Annotated in this window: 17 protein-coding genes; 8 read left to right on the plus strand and 9 right to left on the minus strand. The window is 70.1% G+C overall.

From position 1 onward, the window contains the following. Positions 1 to 221: 221 nt before the first annotated feature. Together J2Y46_RS09175 and J2Y46_RS09180 are read right to left on the minus strand one after the other, a co-directional pair. On the minus strand, positions 222 to 2,219 hold the full coding sequence (locus J2Y46_RS09175; RefSeq protein WP_310241811.1) for an ABC transporter ATP-binding protein: 1,998 nt from the start codon (positions 2,217 to 2,219) through the stop codon (positions 222 to 224). 26 nt (positions 2,220 to 2,245) lie between these two features. Next, positions 2,246 to 2,461 carry a transcriptional regulator gene (locus tag J2Y46_RS09180; RefSeq protein WP_045300911.1) on the minus strand — a complete coding sequence of 72 codons (216 nt, stop codon included), beginning with the start codon at positions 2,459 to 2,461 and terminating at the stop codon, positions 2,246 to 2,248. A 152-nt stretch (positions 2,462 to 2,613) separates the two neighbouring features. On the opposite strand from J2Y46_RS09180, the gene J2Y46_RS09185 reads away from it, so the two are divergent. From J2Y46_RS09185 to J2Y46_RS09215, 7 genes are all read left to right on the plus strand, one after another. Continuing rightward, the gene (locus J2Y46_RS09185; RefSeq protein ID WP_045300912.1) at positions 2,614 to 3,555 is read left to right on the plus strand and encodes an ABC transporter ATP-binding protein; all 942 of its coding nucleotides are present in this window, start codon (positions 2,614 to 2,616) and stop codon (positions 3,553 to 3,555) included. Then, positions 3,552 to 4,424 carry an ABC transporter permease gene (locus J2Y46_RS09190; RefSeq protein WP_310241813.1) on the plus strand — a complete coding sequence of 291 codons (873 nt, stop codon included), beginning with the start codon at positions 3,552 to 3,554 and terminating at the stop codon, positions 4,422 to 4,424. Before J2Y46_RS09185 ends, J2Y46_RS09190 begins: the two co-directional genes overlap by 4 nt. Next, a complete protein-coding gene (locus J2Y46_RS09195) occupies positions 4,421 to 5,248 on the plus strand; it encodes an ABC transporter permease (protein WP_045300913.1) in 828 nt (275 codons plus the stop codon). The genes J2Y46_RS09190 and J2Y46_RS09195 overlap by 4 nt, the downstream gene beginning before the upstream one ends. Before the next feature lie 133 nt (positions 5,249 to 5,381). Further along, the gene (locus tag J2Y46_RS09200; protein WP_045300915.1) at positions 5,382 to 6,056 is read left to right on the plus strand and encodes a TetR/AcrR family transcriptional regulator; all 675 of its coding nucleotides are present in this window, start codon (positions 5,382 to 5,384) and stop codon (positions 6,054 to 6,056) included. Then, complete coding sequence (locus tag J2Y46_RS09205) at positions 6,053 to 6,463, plus strand: hypothetical protein (RefSeq protein WP_045300917.1); 411 nt, start codon at positions 6,053 to 6,055, stop codon at positions 6,461 to 6,463. The genes J2Y46_RS09200 and J2Y46_RS09205 overlap by 4 nt, the downstream gene beginning before the upstream one ends. Beyond that, on the plus strand, positions 6,460 to 7,065 hold the full coding sequence (locus J2Y46_RS09210; protein ID WP_245619624.1) for an SRPBCC family protein: 606 nt from the start codon (positions 6,460 to 6,462) through the stop codon (positions 7,063 to 7,065). Before J2Y46_RS09205 ends, J2Y46_RS09210 begins: the two co-directional genes overlap by 4 nt. Beyond that, entirely contained in the window at positions 7,062 to 7,754 is a 693-nt protein-coding gene (locus J2Y46_RS09215) for a DUF4166 domain-containing protein (protein WP_310241819.1), read from the plus strand. The genes J2Y46_RS09210 and J2Y46_RS09215 overlap by 4 nt, the downstream gene beginning before the upstream one ends. Positions 7,755 to 7,819: 65 nt before the next feature. Here the strand turns inward: J2Y46_RS09215 and J2Y46_RS09220 are convergent, their stop codons facing one another. From J2Y46_RS09220 to J2Y46_RS09250, 7 genes are all read right to left on the minus strand, one after another. Further along, a complete protein-coding gene (locus tag J2Y46_RS09220) occupies positions 7,820 to 9,301 on the minus strand; it encodes an MFS transporter (RefSeq protein WP_045300919.1) in 1,482 nt (493 codons plus the stop codon). 229 nt (positions 9,302 to 9,530) lie between these two features. Continuing rightward, the gene (locus J2Y46_RS09225; RefSeq protein WP_045300921.1) at positions 9,531 to 9,884 is read right to left on the minus strand and encodes a hypothetical protein; all 354 of its coding nucleotides are present in this window, start codon (positions 9,882 to 9,884) and stop codon (positions 9,531 to 9,533) included. Positions 9,885 to 9,946: 62 nt separating this feature from the next. After that, complete coding sequence (gene ribH / locus J2Y46_RS09230) at positions 9,947 to 10,423, minus strand: 6,7-dimethyl-8-ribityllumazine synthase (RefSeq protein WP_045300923.1); 477 nt, start codon at positions 10,421 to 10,423, stop codon at positions 9,947 to 9,949. Beyond that, complete coding sequence (locus J2Y46_RS09235; protein ID WP_045300925.1) at positions 10,420 to 11,694, minus strand: bifunctional 3,4-dihydroxy-2-butanone-4-phosphate synthase/GTP cyclohydrolase II; 1,275 nt, start codon at positions 11,692 to 11,694, stop codon at positions 10,420 to 10,422. The genes ribH and J2Y46_RS09235 overlap by 4 nt, the downstream gene beginning before the upstream one ends. Then, complete coding sequence (locus tag J2Y46_RS09240) at positions 11,691 to 12,314, minus strand: riboflavin synthase (RefSeq protein ID WP_045300927.1); 624 nt, start codon at positions 12,312 to 12,314, stop codon at positions 11,691 to 11,693. The genes J2Y46_RS09235 and J2Y46_RS09240 overlap by 4 nt, the downstream gene beginning before the upstream one ends. Further along, positions 12,314 to 13,351, minus strand: coding sequence for a bifunctional diaminohydroxyphosphoribosylaminopyrimidine deaminase/5-amino-6-(5-phosphoribosylamino)uracil reductase RibD (ribD, locus tag J2Y46_RS09245; protein WP_045300930.1), 1,038 nt, complete (start codon positions 13,349 to 13,351; stop codon positions 12,314 to 12,316). The genes J2Y46_RS09240 and ribD overlap by 1 nt, the downstream gene beginning before the upstream one ends. A 328-nt stretch (positions 13,352 to 13,679) precedes the next feature. Continuing rightward, complete coding sequence (locus J2Y46_RS09250) at positions 13,680 to 14,639, minus strand: sugar-binding transcriptional regulator (RefSeq protein WP_045300932.1); 960 nt, start codon at positions 14,637 to 14,639, stop codon at positions 13,680 to 13,682. A 75-nt stretch (positions 14,640 to 14,714) separates the two neighbouring features. Here J2Y46_RS09250 and J2Y46_RS09255 point away from each other — a divergent pair, with 75 nt between their 5' ends. Then, positions 14,715 to 16,454, plus strand: coding sequence for a glycerol-3-phosphate dehydrogenase/oxidase (locus tag J2Y46_RS09255; protein ID WP_310241828.1), 1,740 nt, complete (start codon positions 14,715 to 14,717; stop codon positions 16,452 to 16,454). Positions 16,455 to 16,492: the final 38 nt, after the last annotated feature.

The raw sequence follows: 16,492 nt of genomic DNA on the forward strand, positions 1-16,492 counted from the left end.
GGCCCTGCCTGTGCGAGGGGTCGAGGCTTCGGTCTCGGTTGCGACCGGCGACAGTCGCACACAGACCGGCGCCCGGCCCTCTTCTTGGCAGAGGGGCCGGGCGCCTATTCCTTCTCCGGCTCGGGCTGTTCCGCAGTCGCTTCCGGCGGGTGCGCGGCCCCGCCGAGCGCACAACGCGACTGCGGAACAGTAGGGAGTCGGTCGGGCGGGGGCGAGGAGGATCAGACCAGCAGCTGGTGCTTCGCGAGGTCGCGGTAGAGCGGCGTGGTCTGCACGAGCTCGGAGTGCGTGCCCTGGCCGACGACGCGGCCGTGCTCCATGACCACGATGTGGTCGCTGTCGACGACGGTCGACAGGCGGTGCGCGATCACGATGAGCGTGCGGCCGGCCGCGACGGCGTCGATCGCCTCGCGCATGCGCTGCTCGTTGAGCCCGTCGAGCGATGATGTCGACTCGTCGAGCAGCAGGATCGGGGGAGCGGCCAGCAGGGCCCGCGCGATCGCGAGCCGCTGGCGCTCGCCGCCCGAGAGCATCACGCCCGACTCGCCCACGGGCGCGTCGATGCCGAGGGGGTTGCGGTCGAGCACTTCGCCGAGGTTCACCGCGCGCAGCACGGCCTCGCACTCGGAATCGGATGCCTCGGGCGAGGCGAGTCGGAGGTTGTCGCCGATCGTCCCGGCCAGCGTCGGTGCGTCCTGCTCGACGTAGCCGAGCTGCGCGCGCAATGCGTCGCGATCGAGCGTGCGAACGTCCGTGCCGTCGAGGAGGATCGCACCGTCGGTCGGGTCGTAGAAGCGCTCGATCAGCGCGAGGGTCGTGCTCTTGCCGGCGCCCGACGGGCCCACGAGGGCGACGCGCGCCCCCCGCGGGACCGAGAACGACACGCCCCGCAGCACCTCGGTGTCGGCGGAGACGGATGCCGCGGCATCCGCCGGCCCTTCGAGGCCGGAGTCGCCGGACCCGTCGCCGAGCACGATCGTCGACGTGTCGACGTGGGCGCTCTCGAGCACCGCCAGCGCCTCGGACTCGGCCTTGCGGCGCGCCTCGACGACGTTCTCGGGGTAGCGGAAGCGCACGTCTCGGAACTCGATCGCGGCCGCCTCGCGTGTCGCCGAGGCCGGTGCCGAGGCCGCGACGGCCCGCGCGGCGACCTCGGCGTCGTCCTGCGACTCGGTCGGGAGATCGAGCACCTCCTGGATGCGGCCCAGGGCGCCGAGAGCCTGGCTCACCGAGGTGATCGCGCCGAAGAAGGATCCCAGCGGTGCGATGAGCATGAACAGGAACATGATGAAGGTCACCAGGCTCGCGATCGACAGCGCGCCGGTGGCGACGCGGAAGCCGCCGAGCCCGATGACCACCAGCAGCGACACCTGCAGCGCGACGTTCGCGATCGGCACCACGAGCGCCGACACCTTCGCGATGCGCACGCCGACGTTGTAGGCATCCGTCGCCTGCGCCGTGACGGCGTCGACTTCGCGCTGGGTGGCGCCGGATGCGCGGACCGTGCGGATCGAGCCGACCGCGCGCTCGACGCCCGACGCGAGCGCTCCCACCTTCTCCTGCTGCTCGGTGGACGCGGTGCGGATGCGGCCGCTCAGCAGCACCACGCCGAGCACCGAGACCCCGATCACGAGCACGATGATCGTGAGCAGCACCGGGTCGATGATCGCCATGGCGATGAGCGCGCCGGCGAACAGGAGCCCGTTGCCGATGGAGTCGGCGAGGCCCTGCGTGAGCGCGGCGTAGAGGAGCGTGGTGTCGCTGCCGACGCGAGAGACGATGTCGCCGGTGCGGCGTGCGTCGAACTCGCTGATGGGCAGGTGCAGGATGCGGGCGATGAGGCGGCGTCGGCTCGAGTACACGACGGCAGTGCCGGTGCGCTGCAGCAGGTAGTGCTGCCAGCCCGAGATGAGCGACGCGAGCAGCACGAAGCCGACGAGCGCCCAGATGAGCATGCCCAGGTCGAGGTTCTCCTGCACGCGTGTGATGACCTGGCCGACCAGCAGCGGCTGGATGAGCGACGCGCCCGCGCTCAGGATGCTCAGCACCACGACGACGGCGAGCGTGCGCTTGTGCTCGAAGAGATAGGGGAGCAGCTGCGAGAAGGTCGCGCGCGGCCCGTCTTCGGGCTTGCCGCGCCGAGATCGTCCGCGCCGGACGCGGGGCGACTCCGCAGGCGCGGGGATGGCGGGGGCTTCGTCGAGATCGGCGGAGGGCATGGGTGTACCTCGTTCGTGAAGGGGGCTTACCTTCGACCGTACTTCTTGTGGACGGCCTGCCGGCTCACGCCGAGGGCGCCGGCGATCGCCTGCCACGAGAAGCCGAGGTTGCGCGCCTTGCGCACCTGCACCTCCTCGGCACGTGCGAGCTCGCGGCGGACCTCGGCGAGACGGTGCAGCTCCGCGATCGGCTCGCGACCGCCTGCCGCCCCGATCAGGGTAGTCAGTTCGTCGCCGCTCATGGGGCAGCCTCTCACTCGGCAGACACGGATGCTGCGGACCGCGGCATCGTGTCAACCGTAGTTGACAGCGGGGCAGGCGTCAACTCATGTTGACGGGCGGGTCGTCCAGCCCGGCACTGGGCGGTGTCGGAGCGGGGCGTTAGGGTAGTCCGGTGCCTGCCCCCGTGATCACCGCTGACAACCTCGTCAAGGCCTACAAGGTCAAAGGCAAGCCCGACTTCCTCGCCGTCGACGGACTGTCGTTCGAGGTCGCGCCGGGCGAGTCGTTCGGCCTGCTCGGCCCGAACGGTGCGGGCAAGTCCACGACGATGAAGATGGTGGGCGCGGTATCGACGCGCACCAGCGGAGACCTGTCGATCCTCGGGCTCGATCCCGACCGCTACGGCCCCGAGATCCGATCGCGCCTGGGCGTCGTGCCCCAGCAGGACAACCTCGACGGCGAGCTCAACGCGCGTGAGAACCTCTACATCTACGGCCGCTACTTCGGACTGCCGGGCAAGGTCTGCCACCAGAAGGCCGACGAGCTGCTCGCGTTCGCGCAGCTCGAAGACAAGGCGAAGAGCAAGGTCGAGCAGCTCTCGGGCGGCATGAAGCGGCGGCTCACGATCGCGCGCGGCCTCATCAACGACCCGCGCATCCTGCTGCTCGACGAGCCGACGACGGGTCTCGACCCGCAGGCGCGCCACGTGCTGTGGGACCGCTTGTTCCGCCTCAAGGAGCGCGGCACCACCCTCGTGCTGACCACGCACTACATGGACGAGGCCGAGCAGCTCTGCGACCGGCTCATCGTCGTCGACAAGGGCCGCATCATGGCCGAGGGCACGCCGGCCTCGCTCATCCGCGAGCACTCCAGCCGCGAGGTGCTCGAGGTGCGCTTCGGGTCCGACCGCAACGAGCAGGTGGCTCCGCAGCTCGAGGGCATCGGCGACCGCGTCGAGGTGCTGCCCGACCGCATCCTCGTCTACGCGAACGACGGCGAGGCGGCGCTCGAGACGGTGACGCACCGGGGGCTCACCCCGATCACATCGCTCGTGCGTCGCTCCAGCCTCGAGGACGTGTTCCTCCGGCTCACCGGAAGGTCGCTGATCGAATGAGCCCTCCTTCCGAAGACGCCACGACTCGCGTGCAGCCCACGCTCGACGAGCTGCGCGCCGAGGCGATGCAGTGGGGTCGCAAGCCCCGGGCACTGGGCACGTGGTACGTCACCGAGCACATGGTGCGCGCGATGCGCGCGTACGGCTGGACCATCATCGTCGGCGCGCTCGGCCAGCCCATCCTCTACCTGCTGGGGCTCGCCGTCGGCCTCGCCGCGCTCATCGACGCCCCGATCACCCAGAACGGCGTCGAGGTCTCGTACCTCGTGTTCGTCGCGCCGGCGCTTCTGATGACGGCCGCGATCTCGGTCGCGTCGGAGGAGTTCTCCTATCCGGTCATGGCCGGCTTCAAGTGGCGGCGCTACTTCTTCGGGTTCAGCGCGACAGGGCTGTCGCCGGGTCAGATCGCCGGTGGCGTCATCGCCGGCGCATCAGCGCGCATCATCGTCGTCGTGGTCGCGTACTACCTGTTCCTATGGCTGTTCCAGGCTGTGCCGAACCCCGAGACCGGGTGGCTCACCATTCCGATCGGCCTGCTCGCGGGCCTCGCGTTCGGCATCCCGTACATGGCGTACGCCGCGTCGATCACCGACGACAAAGGCCAGGTCGCGCTCGTGCAGCGCTTCATCTTCATGCCGATGTTCCTCTTCTCGGGCACGTTCTACCCGCTGGCCACGCTGCCGCTCTGGCTGCAGTGGATCGGCTGGGTGTCACCGCTGTGGCACGCGACCGAGCTCGGCCGCGTCGCCACCTACGGCCTGCCCATGGACCCGTTCGCGATCGTCGTGCACGTGGGCTACCTGCTCCTGCTGTCGATCGGCGGCTACGTGATCGGCCGCCGCATCTTCCAGAGGAGGCTCGGCGCATGACTGTCGCGACCGGAACCGAGACCGGCGCGATCCGTGCCGGCGGAGTGCGCGCGCTGTGGGCGGGCAACCCGCAGTCGGTCGTGCAGCGCGGCCTCATCGCCGCGCGCTCGTCGAGCTGGGCCGTCGTGCTGTCGGGCTTCTTCGAGCCGGTGTTCTATCTCGCCTCGATGGGCATCGGCCTCGGCTCGCTCATCGGCGACGTGCAGACCTCCAGCGGCGTCGAGGTGCCTTACGCCGCGTTCATCGCCCCCGCGCTGCTCGCCGTCTCGGCGATGAACGGCGCGATCTACGACTCGACGTGGAACGTCTTCTTCAAGCTCAACTACGGCAAGCTCTACGAGGGCATGCTCGCGACGTCGCTCGGGCCGCTCGACGTCGCGCTGGGCGAGATCCTCTACGCGCTGCTGCGCGGCCTGCTGTACGCGACCGGCTTCATGATCATCATGCAGATCCTCGGCCTCAACCTGGCGTGGACCGCGATCCTGGCGCTGCCGGCGGTGCTGCTCATCGCCTTCGGGTTCGCGAGCCTCGGCATGGCCGTCACGAGCTACATGAAGACGTTCCAGCAGATGGACTGGATCAATTTCGTGCTGCTGCCGATGTTCCTGTTCTCGGCGACGCTGTACCCGATCACGATCTATCCCGAGTGGATCCAGCACATCATCATGGCGTTCCCGCTGTGGCACGGCGTCGAGCTCGTTCGCGGACTCACCACCGGCATCCTCACACCCGAGATGTGGTGGCACGTCCTCTACTACGTCGTCATGATCGCCATCGGTCTGGTGTTCACGACGAAGCGTCTGCGCGCGCTGTTCCTCGACTGATTCCCGGCTGACGCGGATGCGGCAGCCCACGCGGGCTGCGGCATCCGCGTCTTCGCATCTCGGCGTGTCTGCGATGCGCCTCGTCGGCGAGTCACTCTTGAACATGTTCAGAAATGGCGATACGTTTCTGAACATGTCCAGTTCCATGGTGGCAGCAACCAAGAGCGAGCGCACGCGGGCGCTCATCCGCGACATCGCACTGCGTTCGTTCCGGGAGCGCGGGTACGACCAGACCACGATCAGGCTCATCGCGGCCGAAGCCGGCGTCTCGGTGGGCACGACCAATTACCACTTCGCGTCGAAGAACGACCTGGTCCAGGAGCTGTACCTCGACGTCCAGCAGCAGCACCGTGCGGCCGCGCAGCCACTGCTGGCGACGAGTGCCGATCTCATCGAGCGGCTCGGCATCGTGTTCCGCACGGGCCTCGCGCAGCTGGAGCCGTACCACCGCTTCGCCCCGGAGTTCCTCTCCGCGGCGGTCTCGCCACGCTCGTCGATCAACCCGCTGTCGAGCGACTCCTCGGAGTCGCGCGAGATCGTGGTCGGCCTCTTCCGCGAGGCGATCACCGGCGCCGCGGACAAGCTCCCGCCCGAGTTCGATGAGGGTCTGCCGTCGGCGCTGATGCTGGGCCACCTGCTCCTCGCTCTGTTCTGGGTCTACGACACCTCCGAGGGTCGCGAGCGCACGAGCAGGCTGCTCGAACGGGGCCTGCGGCTCCTCAGACTCTCGCTCCCTCTGGTTCGGCTGCGCGTGCTCCGCAAGCCGCTGCGCGAACTGCTCGACCTCATCGCCGAGGTGCAGGCGTGACGAACCACGGCGAAGCCGCGTCGACCGCATCCGAGGAGTCCCCGGCCCCCGCGGACGTGGGGCTCTGGAGTGAGCGGTGGTTCCGCGTTCTCACGCTGGTGAACGTCGCCATCGTCATCGCGTCGGCGTGCGTCTGGGCTGCGTCACTGAGTGGCGCGCTGCCCATGGCGGCGTCGTGGCTGATGTTCGCGGTGCCTGTCGTTCCTGCCACCGTCGCGATGCCGGCCGTCTCGGTGGTCATCGTCGGGTCGGCTGCGGCCCTGTCCGCGCTGAACATGTTCGGCGAGAGGCAGAAGGGCCGGCGCTTCCTCCGCGCCATGACGGTGTGGGGCACCATCGCCCTCGGCGCGCCGGTGGCGTTCGCGGCGGTGTGGATCTTCGTCGCGGCGATCGGCTCGCTGCGGTGAGCGGGCGTGCGATCTACGTCAGCATCCGCATCGTTGCGCCGATGGAGCGGGTGTGGCGGCTCACCCAGGACCCCGCTCTGCATGAGCGCTGGGACGTGCGCTTCAGCCGCATCATTCCGACCGAACCCCTGGCCGGCGGCGGCACGCGCTTCGCGTACGAACGCCGCCTGCCCGGATGCACGATCACGGGCAACGGCACGACGATCGGCGAACGCGCGCGTCCCGATGGAACGCGCACCTCTGTGCTCCGCTTCGACAGCGACAGCCGGCTCTCACCGCTCGGCACCGGTCGAGGCTACTGGCGCTACCGCCCGGACGGTGACGACGTCGTCTTCACGACCGGGTACGACTACAGCCCGCAGTGGGGCCGCGCGCTGGATCTCATCGTTCGACCGCTGATGGGATGGGCGACCGCCTGGAGCTTCGATCGGCTGCGGATCTGGGCCGAGACCGGCATCCCGCCCGAGCGGTGGCCGCTCTGGTCGGTGCTGCGTTTCTGGCGATCGCAGCGGCCTCGGGCCGCGCGGTGTGAGCGCCGTCCCGCGAACCGCCGCGTCATGGAGGACGCCCCGACGACCCTGCACTCGCTGGTGCACCCGTGAGGGCCGAGACCGCGATCGCGACGTCCGTCTTCGCGCGGGCCATGGGCGAGGACTTCGCCCGTCTCCACCCGATGCTGCAACGGCGTTTCGGTGTCGGCCTCGCGCCCGGCTACGCGTGCGTCGGCCGCGGCACCATGACCACGATTCGCCGAGGCCCCTGGTGGACGATCCCGTTCCTTCAGATCGGGCGCTTCCGCAACATCCTCATCCCCGAGACGGGCCGCGACATCGCGTTCACGATCGAGAACTATCCCTACCGCGACCCGTTCGGACGCGAGACGGTCACCTTCGTGCGCCACTTCCGGATGCCTCGTGCCGTGCGCCGCTTCGACGCCACGATGATCCTCGGCGACGACGGCCGCGTCATCGACTACCTCGGCAGCCATCAGCACCTCGCGGTCGACCTCCAGCTGACAGCGGAGCCCGACGGCAGCCTCCTGCTGCGATCCGACCGGCAGCGCTTCTACGAGGGCCCGTTCGGCTTCCGTTTTCCCATGCTCTTCAGCGGCCGTGCCGAGCTCCGCGAGAGCTACGACGACCGCGCACAGGTCTTCCGCATCCGCCTCGAGGTGCGCAACCGGCTCTTCGGATTCCTCTTCGGATACCAGGGCGAGTTCCGGTGCGAGTTCCCGCACGCGACCGACGCGCCCCTGCATGCGAAACCCGTCAGGCACGAGCGTCGGACGTGAGTGAAGACGATGGGATGCCTCGACCCGGCCGGGTCGAGGCATCCCATCGTCCTGCAGAACCAGGGCTAGAGCGAGCCGGTGGCTCCGACGCCCAGGTCGGCGTCGTAGTCGACGTCCTTCGTCTCGGGGGACAGGAGAAGCGCGATGAAGGTCAGCACTCCCATCGCCGAGAGGTACACGCCGACGAGCCAGGGGCTGCCGTCCGCCGAGGCCCACAGCGCCACCGCCACGATCGGGGCGAGCGCGGCGCCCAGGATCGACGACACGTTGTACGAGATGGCAGAGCCCGAGTAGCGGACATTCGTCGGGAAGAGCTCCGGCAGGACGGCGCCCATCGGTCCGAACGTCGAGCCCATCAGCATGAAGCCGAAGATGAGGAACGCCTGCGTCAGCGCACCCGTGAACTTCGGGTCGAGCTGCGGCGACAGGAACAGGTTGAACGTGAGGCCGAACACGATGATCAGACCCGTCACCCACAGCAGCAGGCGGCGGCGTCCGATCGTGTCGGCGATCGGGCCCGACAGCAGCGTGAAGATGCCGAAGAACACGACGCCGATGATCTGCATCACGACGAAGTCGGTGTAGCCGAAGCCGAGGCCCGGGTAGAACTGCGCGGCGAAGGCCGCCGGGTCGAACGCGGTGCCCGCGGCCTCGGCCGCCTTCTGCGCGGCCGCGGACGCGACCTCCAGGTCGGCGGCCTTCGTGCCGTACGAGAGCGTGAAGTTCGTCATCAGGTAGAACAGCACGTAGGTCGCCAGCATGATGAACGTGCCGAGGATCAGGTGCCACCAATGGTGACGCAGGACCGTGGCGAGCGGGAACTTGCGGATCGCACCCTTCTCCTCGGCCTTGACGAACGTGTCGGACTCGACGAGACGCAGACGCACCCAGAGGCCGATGATCACCATGACGGCGGAGAACAGGAACGGCACGCGCCAGCCCCACGCGAGGAAGTCGGCCGAGCGCTGGCCCGCGCCGTCGGGGTGGGGGAGCAGGAAGTTGATCGCGAGGAACACCGAGTTCGCGATGATGAAGCCGAGCGGCGCGCCGAGCTGCGGGAACGTGCCGTACCAGGCGCGCTTGCCCTTCGGGGCGTTCTCGGTCGCGACGAGCGCGGCGCCCGACCACTCGCCGCCGAGCGCGAAGCCCTGGGCGAGGCGCAGCACGAGCAGCAGCACGGCCGCCCACACGCCGATCTCGTTGAATGTCGGCAGGCACCCGATGAGGAACGTCGCGATGCCCATCGTGAGCAGGGACGCGACGAGCGTCGCCTTGCGGCCGAACCGATCGCCGAAGTGCCCGAACACGATCGCGCCCAGCGGACGCGCGATCATCGCGGCGCCGAAGACGCTGAACGACAGCAGGAGCGAAGTGGTGTCGTTGCCGGTCGGGAAGAAGAGGATGGGGAAGACGAGGACGGCGGCGGTCGCGTAGACGTAGAAGTCGTAGAACTCGATCGTGGTGCCGACGAGGCTCGCGAGGATGACACGGGAGCGGGGGTTTGCGGGTGCCGCGGGGGTCGCGGCGGTCGTGCTGGGGGAGGACATATTCACCTGGGGCATACGCGGAGCGAGTCATCCGGATGGGATGCTGCGGTGGGCGGACGCCGGGCGCAGGGTGACGCGTCGGGCGGCACTGCACTGGATCACCGTGGGTGCGGGCGTTGTCGCCCGGTACGAAGGACCAGCCTACTCCCGGGATTCCGCCCCGGCCGCAGAGGCGGAGAACGGATGCCGCGGCTCAGGGCCCGCGGCATCCGTTCCGTGTGTCAGTCGGTCAGCGCCAGAGCACGGCGATCGCGGCGTTGGCGAAGGTGAGGACGCCGATCGACCAGAAGATGGCGCCGGGCACCGAGCCGGTCTTGCGCTGTCGGCCGGCGCCGATGCCCAGGAGTGCGCCGATGATGACGAGGATGACCAGCTTCACGCCGATCTTGGCGTAGTTGAGGTCGTAGTCGATGCCCCACGGGGCGGCGAGGATGAGGCCGGCGAGACCGGCGATCGCGAGGCCCCAGTTCATGAGGCGCGTGATCTGGTGCTTTCCGTTCACCGCTTCGACGACCCAGGCGCCGAAGAGGATGGCGAAGCCCACGAGGTGGACGAGCACGACGACGTGACGGAGGATTTCCATGCCATCAGTCTAGCTGAAGGTTGTCGTCGTGACGCGTCCGATTCGTCCCGCGCTCACGCCGTTCAGGCGCGCAGGTCGCGGAGCACCACGGCGGTGCGGATGGCCGCGTCGGCCGCCTCGAACCCCTTGTCTTCGACGGAGCCCTCGAGGCCGGCGCGGGCGATGCCCTGGGCCTCGTCGTCGAGCGTCAGCACGCCGAAGCCGACAGGCTTGCCGGTGTCGAGCGCGACGCGGGTCAGGCCGTCGGTCGCCGCGTTCGAGACGAACTCGAAGTGGGGAGTGCCGCCGCGGATGATGACGCCCAGCGCCACGACCGCGTCGGCTCCGGCCTCCAGAGCCGCCTTCGCCACGACGGGGAGCTCGAACGAGCCGGGCACGCGAACGAGCCGGTGCGAGGCGCCCGCGGCATCGGCGGCGCGTGCGGCGCCCGCGATAAGGCCGTCGGTGATCGTCTCGTGCCACGTGCCCGCGACGACGACCAGGTCGAGTCCGCTGCCGTCGACAGGTGCCGTGGCCTCGGGTGCGCCCTTGCCGCTCATCGTTCTGCTCCTTCGTGCATGTGTGCGATGGCGTCCGCGAGGTCCGCCTCGTTGATGATGTGACCCATGCGATCGCGCTTGGTCTCCAGGTACTGGTGGTTGTTCGGGCCGACGCCGACCAGCAGCGGCACCTGCTCGACGATGTCGAGGCCGAGCTCGCGCAGCTGCTTCACCTTGTCGGTGTTGTTGGTCAGCAGGCGCACCTTCTCGATACCCAGGTCGGTGAGGATGCCCGCGGCCGCCGCGTAGTCGCGGGCGTCGGCCGGCAGGCCCAGCGCGAGGTTGGCGTCGACGGTGTCGAGGCCGCGCTCCTGCAGCGAGTAGGCGCGCAGCTTGTTGATGAGGCCGATGCCGCGACCCTCGTGGCCGCGCATGTAGATGACCACGCCGCCGTCCTGTTCGATGGCGTCGAGGGCGGCCTCGAGCTGCGGGCCGCACTCGCACTTGAGCGATCCGAACGCCTCGCCCGTCAGGCACTCCGAGTGCACGCGCACGAGAGGCGCGTCCGAGAGCTCGCCCGAGACGACCGCTATGTGGTCGGTGCCGGTGACGCGGTCCTTGTACGCGAGGAAGCGGAACTCGCCGTGCCCGGTGGGCACGTGCGCCTCCGCGCGCAGGCTCACGCGGCGCTTGTGGGCGTTGCGGATCGCGGGATCGCACGGGAAGTTCTCATCGAGGTGGGCGGCGAGCTGCTCGATCGTGATGACCGGGATGCCGTACTCGGCGCCCAGCTCCTGCAGCCCGGGCAGGCGCATCATGCTGCCGTCCTCCGCGACCACCTCGCCGATGACACCGACCGGTGCGAGTCCGGCGAGCTTCATGAGCTCGACGGCGGCTTCGGTGTGGCCGGCGCGCTCGCGCACGCCGCCGTCGACGGCGCGCAGCGGCAGGATGTGGCCGGGGCGGATCACGCTGGTGGGCGTCGATTCGGGGTTCGCGAGCACGTTGAGCGTGTGCGCGCGGTCCGCGGCGCTGATGCCGGTCGACACACGGTCGGCGGCGTCCACGCTCACCGTGTACGCGGTGCCGCGGGCGTCCTCGTTGTTCTCGACCATCGGCGGAAGGTCGAGGCGGTCGGCCCAGTCCGCGGGCATCGGCGCGCACAGGAAGCCGCTCGTCCAGCGGACCGTCCACGCGACCCACTCGGGAGTGGCGAGCTGGGCCGACAGGATGACGTCGCCCTCGTTCTCGCGGTTCTCATCGTCCGCGACGATGACCGGCCGGCCGGCGCGCAGCGCCTCCAGGGCCTCGGGGATCGTGGCAAGGCTCATTTCGAGCCTCCTTCCGTGGAAAAAGCCAGCAGGCGTTGCACGTGGCGCGCCAGGATGTCGGTCTCGAGGTTGACGCGATCGCCCGGCACGCGAGCGCCGAGCGTGGTCGCGGCGAGGGTCTCGGGGATGAGCGAGACCTCGAACCAGCCCTCCCCGGGGGCGGCGGCGCTTGCACCGCTCACGGTGAGCGAGACGCCGTCGACGGCGATCGAGCCCTTGTCGACCACGAGCGGGGCGAGCTCGCCGGGGACCGAGATGCGCAGCACCTGCCACTGTTCGCCGGGTCGCACCTCGAGCACCTCGCCGGTGCCGTCGATGTGGCCCTGCACGATGTGCCCGCCGAGGCGGCCGTGCGCAGCCGTCGCGCGCTCGAGGTTGACCACGCGACCGGCGGAGACACCCTCGAGGGTCGACATGTCGAGCGTCTGCTTCATCACGTCGGCGGTGAACCAGTCGGAGCCCTGGTCGACGACCGTGAGGCACACGCCGCTGACCGAGATGGAGTCGCCGTGCGCGGCATCCGACACCGCCTTCGGCCCTCGCACCGTGACGCGCACGCCGTCTCCCGACGGCTCGACAGCGGTGACCTCGCCGATCTCCTCGATGATTCCGGTGAACATCACTCGTCTCCTTCCGAAGCGGGGTGGGCGACGAACAGCAGATCGTCGCCGAGAGGGGTGACGGATGCCACGGCCAGGCGCCGCGCCTCGCCGATGGTGGTCACCCCGATGTCCTGCACCGCGAGCCGGTCACCGCCGAGCAGCACCGGAGCGACGTACACGAGCAGCTCGTCGGCGAGGCGTTCGCGCAGGAACGACGCCGCGACGGCGGGCCCGCCCTCGACGAACACGCGCTGCACGCCTCGGGTGCGCAGATCTTCGAGCAGTGCTCGCAGACCGCCCGAGGCCTCGTCGCCGGGGTATTGGAGGAACGCGTGCGGATGCTGCCGTACGCGCGCCGCCTCGGGCACGGCACGCGCGCCCACGACGACCGGGACCGGCTGGTGGGGCAGCAGCGAGCCGTCGTCGGCGCGGGCGGTGAGCGCCGGGTCGTCGGCGAGCACCGTGCCGGTGCCGGCGACGATCGCGTCGGCTTCGGCGCGGCGGCGGTGGACGTCGGCGCGAGCCTGCGGCCCGGTGATCCACGTGCTGGTGCCGTCGGATGCCGCGGCCCGGCCGTCGAGGCTCTGGGCCCACTTCACCGTCACGTGCGGCCGGCGCAGGCGCTGGACCGTCAGCCACGAGTCGAGGAGGGCGGTCGCCTCGTCGGCGAGCAGGCCGGCCTCGACCTCGACGCCGGCTGCGCGCAGCCGCGTGCCGCCGCCGGAGGAGTGGTCGCCGGGATCCGCGATCGCGTAGACGACCCGGGCGACGCCCGCGGCGATGAGGGCCTCGGAGCAGGGTCCGGTGCGACCGGTGTGGTTGCAGGGCTCGAGGGTCACGATCGCGGTCGCGCCGCGCGCGGCGCCGGGCGCGAGCCTCGACAGCGCGTCCACCTCGGCGTGCGGGGTGCCCGCACCGCGGTGCCAGCCCTCGGCGATCACGTCGCCGTCCGGCGACAGCAGGAGCGCGCCCACCTGAGGGTTCACTCCGCGCGGACCTCGTCGGGCGATCGTCAGCGCCCGACGCATCGCGTCGTGTTCCACTGTGCTCGCCATCCGGCCCCTCGTCTCGTCGTTCTCGACGCCCCGGGGCATAGGAAGCGGAGGCGCGCATGGCGACGCCTCTGTGCTGCCTCCCATCCGGACTAGCGACCTGCTCCCTGAGGAGACCTGTCGCATCACCGTCGGTTCCGGAATTCCACCGGATCGGCCGTGGCGGCATCCGAAACGGATGCTGATGCCTAGGCTCGCGGACTGTCACCGCCGGTTCGGATTCTCACCGACCCCGGAGCACGTTGATGCTCTCGAGTGTAGTCAACGCGGCATCCGTCCATTCATTCCATGTCTTCGAATGAAGTCCGCACCCGACTCCTGCCGCTGCGGCTCACTCCAGGAGCGCCCGCGCGGTGGCCTCGTCGACGATGAGGTCCGTCGCGATGCCCGCGGCGAGGGCGCCACGGAGGCTCGCGAGCTTGGAGACTCCCGACACGATGCAGAGGCGCCGCGGGATGCCTCGCAGGAGGCCCAGGCTCGGGCCGGTGGCACGGTCGTTGAGGGCGATCCCGTCGCTCGAGCCGTCCGCGCGGTAGAAGACCGTGGCCACGTCGCCGACGACCCCCTCGTCGGCGAGCTGATCGAGTTCAGCCGGCTCGAGGTAGCCGCCGCTGTAGACGTGGCTCGGTACGCGCGATCCCGCGGAGCCGGTGCTGAAGAGCACGAGGTCCATCGCGGGGAGCATGTCGAGGATGCGCCGCGTGCTGCGCTCGCGCCACATCGCGTCCTTCGTGGCCGGGTCGTCGAAGAACGCCGGCACGGGGAACTGCTGCGCGCTCCCGTCGTAGGCGGCGGCGAACCGGCTGAGGATCTCGCTCGCGTAGAGGAGACCCGTCGAGTGGGTGTTGCCCGAGCCGTTCAGCTGCACGAATGTCGCGCCGTGCACTGACTTGGGCACGAGATGACGGCTCACGGCAGCGGTCGTCGATCCCCAGGCGACGCCCACGATCATGTCGTCCTGGACGAGGTCGAGGAGCGCGTGCGCGGCGGCGACGGCGACGCGCTGCAGCCGGTCGACCTCGGTGGTCTCGTCGGGAACGGGAACGACTTGGGTGAGGACGCCGAAGCGCTCGGCCAGTCGCTCCTCGAGCCGTTGCGGCGCGGCGAAGGGCGACCGGATGCGGATGTCGACGATGCCCGTCGCCCGGGCGTGCGTGAGCAGCCGCGACACCGTCGAACGCGACGTGCCGAGCTCCTGCGCGATCGCATCCATGGTGCGGTCCTGCACGTAGTAGAGGTGCGCGGCCGTGAGCGCGCGCTGCATCGTGCGGGCGTCGCCGATCTGGTCCATCGATCCATCGTGCACGTATGTGCATATCGTCTGCAAGGACGTCCAGCGGTGTCATGATGGGACGACACCACGACGATGGGGGATGCGATGGCGGCGCGGGCAGCGGAACGAGGATGGGCGACTCTCGCCGCGCGGCCGTACGCCGATGTGCTGATCATCGGCGGCGGCATCAACGGTCTCGCGACGTTCCGCGACCTCGCGATGCAGGGCGTGGACGTCGCCCTCGTCGAGCGCGACGACTTCATCAGCGGCGCGTCGGCAGCGTCGTCGCACATGATCCACGGCGGCATCCGCTACCTCGAGAACGGCGAGTTCCGGCTGGTGCACGAGGCCGTGACCGAGCGCAACGCGCTGCTGCGCACCGCCCCGCACTACGTCAGGCCGCTGCAGACGACCATCCCGATCTTCTCGACGTTCTCGGGAGTCCTTTCGGCGCCGCTGCGGTTCCTGCGACACGGCGGCGGGAAGCACCATGAGCGCGGGGCCGCGCTCATCAAGATCGGGCTCGTCATCTACGACTCCTTCTCCCGCGGGGGCGGCGTGTTCGGCAAGGGCACCGTCCCTCGTCACACCTTTCACGGGCGCAAGCGCTCGCTCGCGCAGCTGCCTCAGCTGAACCCCGACGTGAAGTACACCGCGACCTACTGGGACGCGTCCCTCCACGACCCGGAGCGCCTCGCCATCGACGTGCTGCGCGACGGCCGCGCCGCGGGCGGCGATCGGGCGCGAGCGGCCAACTACACCGCGGCGGTCGGGGTCGACGACGGGCGGGTCGTGCTGCGCGACACGCTGACCGGCGAGGAGACGCGGTTCTCGGCATCCGTCGTCGTGAACGCCAGCGGTCCGTGGACGGACCTCACCAATCTCGTCCTCGGCGACCCGACCCGGTACATGGGCGGAACGAAGGGCTCGCACGTCGTGCTCGACCACCCCGGGCTGCTCGCCGCGACCGGCGGGCGGGAGCTGTTCTTCGAGAACGAGGACGGGCGCATCGTTCTCACCTACCCCCTGAAGGGCCGCGTTCTCGTCGGCACCACCGACCTCGAGCACGACATGGCCGACCCGATCGTGTGCACCGAGGCGGAGGTCGACTACTTCATCGAGCTCATCAGCCAGGTGCTGCCGACGATCCCGGTCGAGCGTTCTCAGATCGTCTACCGGTTCGCCGGCGTGCGGCCGCTGCCCGGCCACGACGATGTCTCGCCCGGGTTCGTCTCGCGTGACTATCGCATCGAATCCGCACCGCTGACCGGTGGGGATGCGACGGTCCTGAGCCTCATCGGCGGAAAGTGGACCACCTTCCGCGCGTCGGCCGAGCATCTCGCCGACCGCGCCCTCGAGCTGCTGGCCCGCCCGCGCCGCGGCTCGACCCGTGGAGTGCCGATCGGCGGGGGCCGCGGATACCCGATGACCGAGCGCGCTCGCCGGCAGTGGATCGCGGCTCATGCCGCCCACGTGCCGGCCGGCCGCGTCGCGGTGCTGCTCGACCGCTACGGCACCATCGCCGCCGCCGTCGTGGACGCGATCGCCGCGGATGCCGACGACGCCCTGCTCGAGCACCTGCCGGACTACAGCTCGGGCGAGCTGCGCCACCTCGCCGCGACGGAGGACGTCACGCATCTCGACGACCTGCTGCTGCGGCGCACCAGCGTCGCGTTCGTCGGCGAGGCGAGCGCGGCGGCGGTCGCCGAGGCGGCCGACGCGGTCGCCCCCGTGCTCGACTGGGACCCCGCACGCACCGCGCTCGAGGTCGGACGTGCGCTGGAGCGGATCCACGCCGCCGACCCGTCCTGGATCCCCGCCGCCGCGCGATAGCCTGACCGCACGCGCGCCCGGCGCGCGGCCGACCGCGC

Origin of the sequence: Microbacterium sp. BE35, assembly GCF_031457705.1 — a bacterium.
Classification (GTDB): Bacteria; Actinomycetota; Actinomycetes; order Actinomycetales; family Microbacteriaceae; genus Microbacterium; species Microbacterium trichothecenolyticum.

What these genes read in the sequence shown, in the direction of transcription:
- J2Y46_RS09175 (WP_310241811.1), bottom strand. Translation starts at nt 2,219, where the DNA reads ATGCCCTCCGCCGATCTCGACGAAGCCCCCGCCATCCCCGCGCCTGCG.
- J2Y46_RS09180 (WP_045300911.1), bottom strand. Translation starts at nt 2,461, where the DNA reads ATGAGCGGCGACGAACTGACTACCCTGATCGGGGCGGCAGGCGGTCGC.
- J2Y46_RS09190 (WP_310241813.1), top strand. Translation starts at nt 3,552, where the DNA reads ATGAGCCCTCCTTCCGAAGACGCCACGACTCGCGTGCAGCCCACGCTC.
- J2Y46_RS09195 (WP_045300913.1), top strand. Translation starts at nt 4,421, where the DNA reads ATGACTGTCGCGACCGGAACCGAGACCGGCGCGATCCGTGCCGGCGGA.
- J2Y46_RS09200 (WP_045300915.1), top strand. Translation starts at nt 5,382, where the DNA reads ATGTCCAGTTCCATGGTGGCAGCAACCAAGAGCGAGCGCACGCGGGCG.
- J2Y46_RS09220 (WP_045300919.1), bottom strand. Translation starts at nt 9,301, where the DNA reads ATGTCCTCCCCCAGCACGACCGCCGCGACCCCCGCGGCACCCGCAAAC.
- J2Y46_RS09225 (WP_045300921.1), bottom strand. Translation starts at nt 9,884, where the DNA reads ATGGAAATCCTCCGTCACGTCGTCGTGCTCGTCCACCTCGTGGGCTTC.
- ribH (WP_045300923.1), bottom strand. Translation starts at nt 10,423, where the DNA reads ATGAGCGGCAAGGGCGCACCCGAGGCCACGGCACCTGTCGACGGCAGC.
- J2Y46_RS09235 (WP_045300925.1), bottom strand. Translation starts at nt 11,694, where the DNA reads ATGAGCCTTGCCACGATCCCCGAGGCCCTGGAGGCGCTGCGCGCCGGC.
- J2Y46_RS09240 (WP_045300927.1), bottom strand. Translation starts at nt 12,314, where the DNA reads ATGTTCACCGGAATCATCGAGGAGATCGGCGAGGTCACCGCTGTCGAG.
- ribD (WP_045300930.1), bottom strand. Translation starts at nt 13,351, where the DNA reads ATGGCGAGCACAGTGGAACACGACGCGATGCGTCGGGCGCTGACGATC.
- J2Y46_RS09250 (WP_045300932.1), bottom strand. Translation starts at nt 14,639, where the DNA reads ATGGACCAGATCGGCGACGCCCGCACGATGCAGCGCGCGCTCACGGCC.
- J2Y46_RS09255 (WP_310241828.1), top strand. Translation starts at nt 14,715, where the DNA reads ATGGGGGATGCGATGGCGGCGCGGGCAGCGGAACGAGGATGGGCGACT.